The organism is Pediococcus acidilactici (assembly GCF_016127815.1).
Classification (GTDB): Bacteria; Bacillota; Bacilli; order Lactobacillales; family Lactobacillaceae; genus Pediococcus; species Pediococcus acidilactici.
This window is the reverse complement of the sequence record NZ_CP066046.1, coordinates 1,058,548-1,071,247: the sequence shown is the minus strand read 5'-3', so window position 1 is coordinate 1,071,247 and position 12,700 is coordinate 1,058,548. Positions and strand designations below refer to the sequence as shown.

Annotated in this window: 10 protein-coding genes; 9 read left to right on the top strand and 1 reads right to left on the bottom strand. The window is 39.9% G+C overall.

Annotated elements, in window-relative coordinates:
* Positions 1 to 8: 8 nt before the first annotated feature.
* From I6H64_RS05305 to I6H64_RS05270, 8 genes are all read left to right on the top strand, one after another.
* Complete coding sequence (locus I6H64_RS05305; RefSeq protein ID WP_004165370.1) at positions 9 to 737, top strand: L-ribulose-5-phosphate 4-epimerase; 729 nt, start codon at positions 9 to 11, stop codon at positions 735 to 737.
* A gap of 33 nt (positions 738 to 770) precedes the next feature.
* The gene (gene araA / locus I6H64_RS05300; protein WP_056985208.1) at positions 771 to 2,195 is read left to right on the top strand and encodes an L-arabinose isomerase; all 1,425 of its coding nucleotides are present in this window, start codon (positions 771 to 773) and stop codon (positions 2,193 to 2,195) included.
* A 410-nt stretch (positions 2,196 to 2,605) separates the two neighbouring features.
* Positions 2,606 to 3,712, top strand: a complete 1,107-nt coding sequence (ald, locus tag I6H64_RS05295; protein ID WP_004165367.1) for an alanine dehydrogenase — start codon at positions 2,606 to 2,608, stop codon at positions 3,710 to 3,712.
* A gap of 49 nt (positions 3,713 to 3,761) precedes the next feature.
* Positions 3,762 to 4,814 carry a bifunctional threonine ammonia-lyase/L-serine ammonia-lyase TdcB gene (gene tdcB / locus I6H64_RS05290; RefSeq protein ID WP_004165628.1) on the top strand — a complete coding sequence of 351 codons (1,053 nt, stop codon included), beginning with the start codon at positions 3,762 to 3,764 and terminating at the stop codon, positions 4,812 to 4,814.
* 107 nt (positions 4,815 to 4,921) lie between these two features.
* Positions 4,922 to 6,265 (top strand): APC family permease, encoded by a 1,344-nt coding sequence (locus I6H64_RS05285; RefSeq protein ID WP_004165629.1) that lies wholly within the window; start codon positions 4,922 to 4,924, stop codon positions 6,263 to 6,265.
* 182 nt (positions 6,266 to 6,447) lie between these two features.
* Positions 6,448 to 8,382: an OPT family oligopeptide transporter gene (locus I6H64_RS05280; RefSeq protein WP_056985206.1), complete on the top strand. Its 1,935-nt coding sequence runs from the start codon at positions 6,448 to 6,450 to the stop codon at positions 8,380 to 8,382.
* Positions 8,375 to 8,728: a PqqD family peptide modification chaperone gene (locus I6H64_RS05275; RefSeq protein WP_005916267.1), complete on the top strand. Its 354-nt coding sequence runs from the start codon at positions 8,375 to 8,377 to the stop codon at positions 8,726 to 8,728. The genes I6H64_RS05280 and I6H64_RS05275 overlap by 8 nt, the downstream gene beginning before the upstream one ends.
* Before the next feature lie 24 nt (positions 8,729 to 8,752).
* Positions 8,753 to 10,180, top strand: a complete 1,428-nt coding sequence (locus I6H64_RS05270; RefSeq protein WP_036685570.1) for a C69 family dipeptidase — start codon at positions 8,753 to 8,755, stop codon at positions 10,178 to 10,180.
* A gap of 137 nt (positions 10,181 to 10,317) precedes the next feature.
* Here the strand turns inward: I6H64_RS05270 and I6H64_RS05265 are convergent, their stop codons facing one another.
* Positions 10,318 to 11,313, bottom strand: coding sequence for an AraC family transcriptional regulator (locus tag I6H64_RS05265; RefSeq protein ID WP_008841880.1), 996 nt, complete (start codon positions 11,311 to 11,313; stop codon positions 10,318 to 10,320).
* Between the two features lie 116 nt (positions 11,314 to 11,429).
* Between I6H64_RS05265 and I6H64_RS05260 the strand changes: the two genes are divergently transcribed.
* Positions 11,430 to 12,695, top strand: a complete 1,266-nt coding sequence (locus I6H64_RS05260; RefSeq protein ID WP_008841881.1) for an MFS transporter — start codon at positions 11,430 to 11,432, stop codon at positions 12,693 to 12,695.
* Positions 12,696 to 12,700 lie beyond the last annotated feature (5 nt).

Below are 12,700 nucleotides of genomic sequence, written 5' to 3'. Positions count from 1 at the left end.
GAGATTTGATGCTAGAAAAACTTAAACAGGAAGTCTACGAAGCTAATATGCAGCTACCCAAGCTGGATTTAGTTACGTTTACCTGGGGGAACGTCTCCGGGATCGACCGCGAAAAGGGATTATTTGTTATTAAACCTTCGGGAGTTTCGTACGAAGAAATGAAACCCGAAGATATGGTGGTAGTTAATTTAAAGGGTGAGGTTGTTGAAGGGGATATGAATCCTTCTAGCGATACACCGACCCACACCGTTTTATATAACGAATTTCCGGACATTGGAGGAATCGTGCATACCCATTCTCCATGGGCGGTATCGTTTGCAGCGGCCGAAATTGACGTGCCAGCTTTAAGTACGACCCATGCTGACACATTCTACGGTGACGTACCGGTAACTCCGGCCTTAACTAAACAAGAGATTGAAGAAGCCTACGAAGAAAATACCGGTAAGGTAATCGTTCGAGAATTTAAGGAACGGAATTTGGACCACAATGCGGTTCCTGCTGTATTGGTTAGCCAACACGGACCATTTACCTGGGGTGCCACACCGGACAAAGCGGTTTACAACGCTAAAGTATTGGAAGTCGCTGCTGAAATCGACTATCACGCTTTACAAATGACCCGGCGGAATATCGAAGTTCCTCAATACTTATTAGATAAGCACTACTATCGTAAACACGGGAAGAATGCTTATTATGGGCAAAATAATGCCAAATCTAAAGAACACGCACAAAGAAAATAAAAATATTTTTAATTAGAAAAGGAGCGCTTTAACATGAAAAAAATGCAAGATTATGAATTTTGGTTTATTACAGGTAGTCAATTCCTATATGGTGAAGAAACCCTTCGTTCAGTAGAAAAGGACGCTCGCGAAATCGTTGATAAGTTAAATGAATCCAAGAACTTACCTTATCCAGTTAAATTCAAGTTGGTAGCAACTACTGCTGAAAACATCACTCAAGTAATGAAGGATGCTAACTATAACGACAAAGTTGCCGGGGTAATTACCTGGATGCACACCTTCTCACCAGCTAAAAACTGGATCCGCGGTACTAAGTTATTGCAAAAACCATTGCTTCACTTAGCAACCCAATTCTTGAACCACATTCCATATGACACCATTGATTTTGACTACATGAACTTAAATCAATCTGCCCATGGTGACCGTGAATATGCATTTATTAATGCACGCTTGCGTAAGAACAACAAGATCATCACTGGTTACTGGGGTGATGAAGACATTCAAAAACAAATCGCTAAATGGATGGACGCATCCGTTGGCTACAATGAATCATTTGGTATCAAGGTAGTAACCTTTGCTGACAAGATGCGTAACGTAGCGGTTACTGACGGTGACAAGATTGAAGCGCAAATTAAATTTGGCTGGACCGTCGATTACTGGGGAGTTGCGGACTTAGTTGAAGAAGTTAACGCCGTTGCTGAAGACGACATCAACAATAAGTACGAAGAAATGAAGAAGGAATACAACTTCGTTGAAGGAGAAAATTCTTCAGAAAAATTCGAACACAATACTAAGTACCAAATTCGTGAATACTTTGCATTGAAGAAATTCATGGACGATCGCGGATACACCGCATTCACAACTAACTTTGAAGACTTAGCTGGTTTGGAACAACTTCCAGGATTGGCTGTTCAAATGTTGATGGCTGAAGGCTATGGCTTCGCTGGTGAAGGGGACTGGAAGACCGCTGCTTTGGATCGCTTAATGAAGATCATTGCGCATAACCAACACACTGCCTTCATGGAAGATTACACCCTTGACCTTCGTAAGGGACACGAAGCAATCCTTGGCTCACACATGCTAGAAGTTGACCCAACGTTAGCTAGTGACACGCCACGGGTCGAAGTTCACCCGCTTGACATTGGTGGCAAGGATGACCCTGCACGCTTTGTCTTCACTGGTATGGAAGGCGACGCGGTTGACGTTACAATGGCTGACTACGGTGATGAATTCAAGCTCATGTCTTACGATGTTCAAGGCAACAAGCCTGAAAAAGAAACACCACATCTTCCAGTTGCTAAACAACTCTGGACTCCAAAACAAGGTTGGAAGAAGGGTGCTGAAGGCTGGCTCACACTTGGTGGTGGCCATCATACCGTACTTTCCTTCAACGTGGATGCTGAACAATTACAAGACCTCAGCAACATGTTTGGATTGACATACGTTAATATCAAATAATTGTTTACTAAGATAAATATTTCTAAAAGAACTGATCAATTTGATTGATCGGTTCTTTTATTATGATTCGATAAAGGGTTAAAAAGAAGGGCAGAAAAATAAGTTAGGAAAAGAAGTCAACATTATGTGATTAGGAGCTTAATTAAAGACTTACTTTTTGTGAATGTGAATCCATTGTTTTATTTTTTTCTAATAATATGAGTATCGTAACTAGACAAAAATTTGAATTGAATTAGATTTAATATATTGTTATCTCAACGTTTTTTCGTAATATTTAAAATTTTTAATAATATTTTTATAATTAAATCTAAATAAATTAATTGGATTTTAATTATGCAACCGCTTTACTTCTTTGAGTAAAGTGTGCAATAATATACGTGTAGTTAAATAAATCACAAGGAAGTGTCTTTATGCAAATTGCTGTTATTAAAGAACAAAAAGAAGGGGAAGGTCGTGTAGCGGCCACGCCGGAAAATGTTCAAAAGATGGTTGATGCCGGTAATGAAGTCTTAGTTGAAAAGGATGCCGGAATCGGTGCAGGCTTTTCTAACGAAGAATTTGAAAAAGCTGGTGGGAAGATCGTTTCTCATGAAGATGCATGGAAAGCAGAATTGTGCATTAAGGTTAAAGAACCTGATGCTGAAGAATACCAATACTTTGATAAAGGTAAAATTATTTGGGGATTCCAACACCTTGCATCTTCCAAACCAACTGTTGAAGCAATGATGAAGGCCGGAGTTACTGCAATCGGTGGTGAAACCATCGTTAAGGATGGTAAATTAGAGTTGTTAGCACCAATGAGCCAAATTGCGGGACGTCGTTCAGTAATCATGGGAGCTTATTACCTTGAAGCACAACATCAAGGGGAAGGTATTTTAGTTTCTGGAATTCCAGGAGTTATCCCTGCTGGACATGTAGTGATTTTCGGTGGTGGTAACGCCGCGACAGGCGCTGCAGACACTGCTTTAGGTTTAGGATGCTCAGTAGTAATTATTGAGTTAAACGACGACCGGATTGCTCAATTGGAAGAACAATATAAGGGTAAAGACGTTCGCGTAGTTAAATCAAACGAAGAAAATCTTGCAAAAGAAATTAAAGATGCTGATATTTTTGTATCCACAATTTTAATCCCAGGTTCCAAGCCACCGAAGTTGGTTAAAGAATACATGGTAAAAAGCATGAAGAAGGGCTCTGTAATCGCTGATATTGCAATCGATCAAGGTGGAACAGTAGAAACCATTGATCACCCAACCACTATTGATGACCCTGTCTTCATTAAGGATGGAGTAATCCACTACGCTGTACCAAACCAACCTGGTGCCGTTCCACGGACTGCTACGATGGCGTTAGCAGCTGGTAACCTTGATTATATTTTGGAAATTGCCGATAAGGGAATTGAAGGAGCAATCAAGGAAGATAAAGCTTTAGCATCTGGGGTCAACCTCTACGAAGGTAAGGTAACTAACAAGGGTCTTGCAGATTCATTAGACCTTCCTTACACTGAACTAGATGTATAAATAGGCGTTCGAACTTTTAAATTTGCGTTTAAATTATGAGGTGAAAATCATGAAAAATAACGAACCAAGAAATGAAGTAGTTGCTCAAACCTACGATTTATTAAACTTAGATCAAATTGAAGAAGCGCGTAAAGTAATTGGTAAATACGCACGTCGGACGCCATTAGTTCAGTCAATGTTTTTAAGTAACAATGTTGCTCATGCGGATGTATATCTAAAACTTGAAAATATGCAACTTACTGGTTCATTCAAATTCAGAGGAGCTAATAATAAAATTAACCACTTGTCTGATGAAGAAAAAAAGCATGGAGTAATTACAGCTTCAGCTGGGAACCATGCGCAAGGAGTTGCTTTAACTGGTAAACTTTCTGGAATTGACACCACGGTTGTAATGCCGGACGAAGCTCCTCAAATGAAGCGTGATGCAACTCGCGGATACGGGGCTGAAGTTGATATTCACGGAGCAACTTTCGATGATGCTCACGACTGGATGCATGAAAGAGCTGAAAAAGAAGGAAAGACTATCGTTGATCCATTTAACGATTCCCTCGTTTGTGCTGGTCAAGGAACCATCGGTCTAGAAATTCTTGAAGACTTGGTTGATGTAGAAACCATCATTGTACCAGTTGGTGGTGGTGGGTTGATTTCAGGAATTGCCACAGCAGTTAAGTCAATCAACCCTTCCATTCACGTAGTTGGGGTTCAATCCGAAAACGTTCACGGAATGAAAGCTTCAGTAGATGCTGGTAAGATTGTAAAGCATCACGATGACTTTACACTTGCTGACGGCACTGATGTAGCTGTTCCTGGGGATATCACTTACGGAATTGTTTCTAAGTTAGTTGACGAAATTGTTCTAGTTAGTGAAGAAGAAATTTCTAAGGCAATGAAGGACTTGATGCAACGCACCAAGATTGTTGCAGAAGGTGCTGGCGCATTACCAACTGCTGCACTTGAAGCAGGCAAGATTGATAAGAAATGGATCGAAGGTAAGAAAGTCGTTGCCCTAGTATCCGGTGGTAACGTTGACCTTCAACGTGTTTCACAAATTATTGATCACTTCTTCTCCCCAGTTGATACACACAAAGTTGGGATTGGATAGAATGATTAGGCAAGCAATTGCAGATTGAAAATCTAAGGGATGCTGCATGAATTGCAGCGTCCCTTTTTTAAAATAATTAAAATTGGAACAATGAGGAGTGATTATCAATGAATGATAATAGTACATCTCTAAAAAAGACAATTGGTTTTTTCCCGGCGTTAGCAACGGTTATGGGAACGGTTATTGGTACCGGCGTATTCTTTAAGGCAGCCGCGGTAACCGAATATACTGGGACGGTCTCAATGGCCCTTTTCGCGTGGCTATTGGGTGGACTAATTAGTATTTGCGCTGGGTTGACTGGTGCTGAGCTAGCGGCGATGTTCCCTGAAACTGGGGGGCTGACTCGTTACATTGAACATACTTATGGTCACTTTTGGGGATTTTTAGCAGGTTGGGCACAAGCAATTATTTATTTTCCTGCTAACGTAGCGGCCATTGCGATTGCGTTTGGAACCCAGTTCACGAACTTATTTAATCTTTCGCAAACATGGATAGTTCCTGTAGCAATCATTACTGCACTTTCATTATTGTTAGTTAACTGCATTAGCGCAAAATTTGGTGGTTGGGTAACATCGGTAGCTTTAGTAGTTAAGCTGATCCCGTTAGCCGTAATTGTTTTGTTAGGATTTTTCCATAGTAGTTCGGTTAACTTCTCACTATTCCCAGTTGTAGCTGGCCCACATCGCGCATTTTGGACAGCTTTAGGGAATGGATTATTAGCGACCATGTTTGCTTATGATGGATGGATTCACGTTGGTAACATTGCCGGTGAAATGAAAAATCCGCGTAAGGATCTACCTAAAGCGATTGCTCTTGGCATCGGACTGATTATGGTGGTTTACCTGTTAGTTAATGCCGTATTCCTCTACATTGCTCCAGTTAATCACGTTGCTGGAAATTTGAACATTGCTTCTGACGTTGCAAAGGTTATTTTTGGCGGTATCGGCGGTAAATTTGTTACAATCGGTATCTTGATTTCAGTGTATGGTGGACTCAATGGATACACTATGACAGGAATGAGAATTCCTTACGTAATGGGTAAAGAACATAAACTACCATTCGGAGATGTTTTTGCTAAATTAAATGAAGCGGGGGTACCTTGGGCAGCTGGAGTTATCCAATACTTGATTGCTTGCTTAATGATGCTTTCTGGTCAATTTGATGCAATTACCAATATGCTAATTTTCGTAATTTGGTTCTTCTACTGCATGGCTTTTGTGGCGGTATTTGTTTTGAGAAAACGGACACCAAATGCAAATCGACCGTATAAGGTCCCACTTTATCCAGTAATTCCGGCAATTGCTCTTGTAGGAGGAGTTTTCATTTTGGTTAACACGCTCTTCACACAATTTACTACGACAGCGATTGGGATTGTAGCTACCGCAGTAGGGGTTATTTTCTACTATTATTTAAAAAATAAGTATCCAGAAAATTTTAAGAGTGAAAAATAATTTTGTGTTTGAAATGGCAGAAAACTATCCCAGTCAGGGAGGATTTCTGCCTTTTTTAGTAGACAATGGTTAGGCAGTAGCGCTACTTGATAAGAATAGGTGGAAGCGCTATTATTAAACATATGATAATTGATTCACAAAAGTTAGGTATTAGTGGTTGTTAAAGAAAGGGATTGAATTGGATGGCACAAAATGTTTCTAAGAAAGATTATGGTGGTAATGGTAAGAGCAAGTACGTTCCTTACGTTACTAAAAAGGGGCATGGCGGAAGTATTGCTATTTTGATTATGGGAATTATTTTAGCCGTAATCTTTGGAGCGTCAACAGCATACTCGGGGATGAAAGCTGGACTAACGGTAGCAGCTGGGATTCCTGGGTCAATCATTGGTTCGGGTTTAGTAAGTCTTTTTGCTAAGAAAAGGGGGATTCTTGGCAAAAATATTTTGCAAGGAATGTCTAGTGGTGGAGAAGCCGTTGCGAGTGGGATGATTTACGTCCTTCCAGCAATTATCTTGATTGGCGGACACGTTAATTTTTTCACTGGGGTAATGGTTGGTGCTTTGGCAGTAATGTTTGCCATTGGGAGCGCATCATTAGTTCAAAATTATCTGATTGTTGAGGAACATGGGCGCCTTGCTTACCCAGAATCCATGGCGATTACCGAAGCGTTAGTCGCTTCGGAAAGCGGTGGAGATTCATTAAAATTCCTAGGGGTAGGTTTTGGAATCGGGGGCTTAATTACTTTATTTACTTCTCAAGTTTTTGGTTGGGTAAATAGCATGATCACTTTCACCGGGAACTCGTTTTATCGATGGAAGATGTCGACAGAAGTTAATCCTATGCTAGCCGGAATTGGTTTTGTGGTTGGTTTAGAAGTTGCAATGACCATGTTTGCGGGGTCAATCCTGTCAAACTTTGCCGTGGTGCCTTTAGTTAGTTACTTTGCACAAATGGCAGGAAGCGGTGCACACGTTTGGAATGATGCTGCGCTGAGCATCTCCCAAATGAGCGTTGACGATGTTGCAGGCTCGTATGTTAAGTATATTGGCGCAGGAATGATGCTTTGCGGCGGAATTATTGGTGCAGTTAAATTGATACCAGTAATTTGGACTTCAATCAAAAAAGTACTTAATGCGCGGAATAGTACTACTGAAGATAAAAATGCTTTGGGGTTAATTGCCTTATTAGCATCGGTAATCGCCATTTTTGTTGCTGGCTTTATCATTTCGGGATCGGTTATCGTTGCCTTGCTTGGCGGGGTCTTAACGCTAATTTTATCGTTGTTGTTTGTAATTGTTTCTGCACGACTAGCCGGGACGATTGGTTGTTCTAACGAACCAGTGTCAGGGATGACCATTGCATCGCTAGTAATCATGACTTTGGCCTTCGTATTGATGGGCTGGACTACCAAAAATTACACAGAAATTTTGCTTTTGTTTGGGGTATTTATCGTTACTACGGTTTCAGTCGGTGGCGGATATATGCAAACCCAAAAAGTTAACTACATGATTGGCGGCTCAAACAAGGAAATGATGAAGTACTACATGATTGCTGGCTTTGTGGGGGTGCTCACCGTAATTGGAACTACGGTACTTTTGGAACCACAATTGCGGATCACGGGTTCTAACCCGCCATTTGGACTGCCACAGGCTAACTTAATTGCAACTTTAACGTCTGGCATCATGTCTGGAGATTTACCATGGATTATGATCATTGTCGGGATTGTAATGGCGTTAGTTTTCTGGATGCTAGACTTACCAATTATGACGGTTGCGTTAGGTTTTTACTTACCAATTTCAACTACTTCAATTATTTTAGTAGGGGCATTATTAAAACTTTTGATCAATAAGACTACTAAAGACAAAGAGTTACGTGACAAACGGGTACAAAGCGGCGTCAGCCTTTCTTCTGGACTAATTGCCGGTGGTTCAATCATCGGCCTTGTTGGAATTATTTTCCACGTTACCGGATTGTTGGGTAATAGTGCACCAAGTGGCTTTTTAGCAAGCAACGCAATGGGATTAATACTACTAGCAGCTATGGCGGGAGCGATTGTAATTCCGTTGTATATGATTAAAAAATCTGAAAATCAAGGGAAGGCTGAAGAACGTGAGTAAGTCACCTAAACTGACGGATGCTGATCTAAAAGAATTAGTTTTTAAGAAGAATCCGCGGGTTAATTATAAAGTTGAAGGTAAACAGGTGACCATTATTCGTGCTCAAAACCATTGGATTCAACAATTTTTACGAAAGTTGCATTTTAAAATTCCAGAGTTTACTTACCTAGATTTAGATGAATACGGTAGTTTTGTATTTCAACAAATTGATGGGCAACGCAGCGCGTATGAGATTGGTCAGAATTTAGGCGAACAGTTCGAGGAAGCCAATGACTATTTGTATAGTCGATTATTATTGTATTTGAAGCAGCTAGAGGTTAACGAACAAATTATTGAACGAGTTTAAAGAAATTTAAAAGGAGGATTTATCATGACAGATAGAATTGAAATGTCAGCGTGTACTTCAGTAATGGTTGGAAAAAAGGCTTCGCTCGATGGTGCAACCTACATTTCCAGAAATGAAGACCGGTTAGTAGCTATTCATCCAAAACGCTTCTTGGTTCAACCAGCCGTCTCCGGCCGACAAGAAATTTATAAATCACCATATAACGGATTGACTGTACCGTTGCCTGAAAGTGGCTATCGGTATACTTCAACACCTAACGCTGATGAGAGCGAAGGGCCTAATGAAGAAGACGGTTTTAACGAAAAAAACGTTGGTGAAAGTGCCACGGAAAGTGTTTACGCTAACGAACGAGTTTTAGCGTACGATCCATTTGTTAAAAATGGTTTAGCAGAAGATTCCATGACTACGTTAGTATTACCATTCATTAATTCTGCTCGGGATGGGGTTCGTTACCTAGGCGAATTGGTGAAAAAGTACGGTTCAGCAGAAGGTAATGGCGTCCAATTTAATGATGCTGACGAAGTGTGGTACATGGAGATTGTTACGGGCCATCAATGGGTTGCCGTTCGGATTCCGGACGATTGCTATGCCGTGGCTGCTAACCAAATCGCGATTGAAGACATTGACTTCAATGATCCTGACAATTACATGTGGGCGGATGGTATTCAAGAATTTGTCGAAAAGCATGGTTTGAATCCTGACGAAGATCGCTGGAATTTCCGGCACATCTTTGGAACGGATACGGAAAAGGATCATCATTACAATACTCCTCGGGTTTGGTTTGCTCAACGTTACTTAAACCCGGAGATTGAACAAGATCCTGAATCACCAGATCTACCGTTTATTCGGAAAGCTAGTCGAAAGATTTCGGTTGAAGATATTCAATATATTCTGAAGTCGCACTATAACGAAACTAAGTACGACCCATTAGGAAGTGGTAGCGAACACGATCGGAAGACGTACCGGGTAATTTCCTTATCTCGAACAGCCAATTCACATATTTTGCAAATGCGGAATAGTCATGAAAATGAAGCGGCTGGAGTTCAGTGGATTGGCTTTGGCGTACCAAGTTTTTGCCCACACGTACCATTCTTTACCAACGCTAATGATACTGACGTTTCCTACCGGGAATTACCGGAAGAGATGTCATTAGATAGTGCATACTGGTTGTATGAAACTTTAGCAATGGTAGTGGAATCTCACTACGCTGAATTTATTCAGGACGATTTGGATTACCAAAAAGAGTTGTCGCAATGGGCACGGACCAAGATTGAAGAAGTTGACCAAGTAGCTAAGAAGATGTCGGGAAAAGAATTGACAAAATATCTTACTGAACAAAATCACCTTATTGCGCAACATTATAATAAAGAAACCAAGAAACTTTTAGCTAAGTTAACCAAGCAGGGTGCGGAATTATCGAAGCTAACCTTTAAGATGGATCCAAATTTGTGATTCAAAAGATAGGCTTGGTGTTATATAGTCGTCTAAAAGTGTTAAGGGGCGGTTGAATAAAACTTTCAACTAATTTTTCTTAATAATTAAAGTGGCCGTTAGGATTTTGGGTAATCCTGACGACCGCTTTTTGTTAATCAATATAAATCATCGCGATTCTTAATCAATTCATTTTTATAGTTAATGGGGGTAGTATTTACATATTTTTTAAACAATCGGTTTAGGGAAGAAGGATTTTTATAACCAATTCGCAAGGAAATTTGGTCAAGCGATAGGTTAGTTTGAAATAAAAGTTCTTGGGCTGCATATAGACGGCGTTGTTCAATTAATTCTTTAAACGTTTGCCCAGTCGCTGCTTTGATCTTATTACTGAGATAATTCATGTTGTATCCAAAATGTTTACTTGTATATTGCAAATTAGTGGTTGAATAATGCTGTTCGATGTACTTTAAAATTGCCAATAATTCAGCATTGTTGTCTGCCGCAAAATTTAGATGGTGATGGCTAACTAACGGTGGTAATTGCGTAATCAAGGTTGAAAAGAGCAATTTTAGCACTTGGTTATTATTTTTATGGGCAGATTCAAAGGCTGCGAATAATAAGTCCATAATCAGACTACGCGACAATGATTGTGCAGGTAAATCAAAAATCATGAAATTATGGTTGGTAGTTTTTAAGTTACAATTTTGCAAAAAGTCCGTTACGGCGTTGGATTGACCAGAAAGTAAGTCCAATATTTTAGTGATAGTTAGAGAGTTTTTTAACAAAATGTTAATGATGACGTCATTTTCCCCAGTATAGCCAATTTTTTGAACAGTATTCTTATCCATTAAAAGTAGTTGACCTTCTGTAAACTCAAATTGCTCGTTATTTAGCGATTGAATACAACTACCTGAATACATGTAGTTAAGTTCGATGAAATCATGAGTATGCGCGGGAACGTAAGAAAAACGATTTCCTTTAACAATGGTTAAATCGCCATGTTTAAAAAAATTGTATTTTGGCATTTTAGGGATGGGGCTTTCCTTAAAATTGAGCTTCATATAATTGTAATTAGCGTGATTTTTTCGCTGAGTGTTCTCTACATAATTTAGACTACGTATTTTTTTATCCAAGGTAATAAAATTTATCATTAGCTGCTCCTTTTTAATGATCCTACCTGTAGTTTTGCAAGGATTCGGGTGGACTGGAGATATTGTAGCACTTATTTTAAGCGCTTACAATGAGGATAGTTAAGGAGGAGAGATTTATGCAAAATCAAAGTGATAATTTAGTGAAAAAATACCGTCCTCTAGCTATTGCAGCTGGAATCGGCTCAATTTTAGGTTCGGGGATCATTGTTGGATTATCAGCAACAATTACGGTGTGGCAACAGGGGTTAGCATTATCTAACACCCAAGTTGGGGTGATTTCAGGAGCATTAACTTTTGCAATTGCAATTGGTTCGTTAGTTGCCGGATGGTTAACCAAAAATTGGGGATTAACCCGTTCATTTAACTGGTTAAATTTAGGCTATGCGGTAGGTGCACTAATTTGTGTGTTAGCTAACAGCTATGGCTTTTTATTAACAGGAGTGATTATTGCAGGATTAGCTTCTGGAGCGGATTTACCAGTTAGCTTAACGATTATTTCTCATGATGTTCCTGATGACAAAGCAACGGCTCGGTTAGTGTCCTTCACCCAAGTTTTTTGGCAAATTGGGGTGTTTTTCTCTTATGGTTGTGCCTTTGTAGTTTCTAAAATGACTGGGGCAACTGGGGCACGAATTGTTTTTACGATTTTAGCAGTATGTGCTGCCATCACTTTTATTTGGCGCACTTTTTCTGGTCGTTTTAAAGAATTTCATCGTGAAGCCAATCAACGGATTGACCAAATGCAGTCTCAAAGAACTTCTGAATCTGGCTCGCTATTTAAAATTTTGCGCCAAAATCACCAGTATGGGTTATTCTTTATTTGGATCATGATTTTTTATTGTTGCTGGAATTTGTTAGCGAATACATTTGGACAATTTCAAACTTTTACTTTGGTACAAGCACACGCGAGCCAAAGTTTTGCTACAGGAGCAGGATTAGTATTAAATGTAGTGGCTTTAATTGCGTCAATATCATTTGCCTCAGTGGCAGGTAGCCGGTACCGTAACAAATTTTTTGTGGTAGGTTCAGTTATCGAGCTACTAGCCATGCTAGGTTTAGCATTAAGCAGCCATGCATTGTGGCCAATTGTTATTGCCATTGGTTTTTATAACCTAGGTAATAACATTGCTGGCGAAGCTATGTATAAGGTTTGGACCCAAGAGTCATTCCCAATTGATAGCCGGGCTTCAGTTCAAGGTTTTATTAGTGGCTTTTCCCGTTTCTTATGTGGGATTTTTGCATTCATTACCCCTACTTTAGTTTTACCAAGCCACATCCGAATGACTATGTTTGGGTTCGCTGGAATTGTTGCCGTATGTCTAATTGCGGGATTGGTAATGATTCGATTACAAAAAAGGTACCAGATTAACGTTGAGGAGTGAGTGGC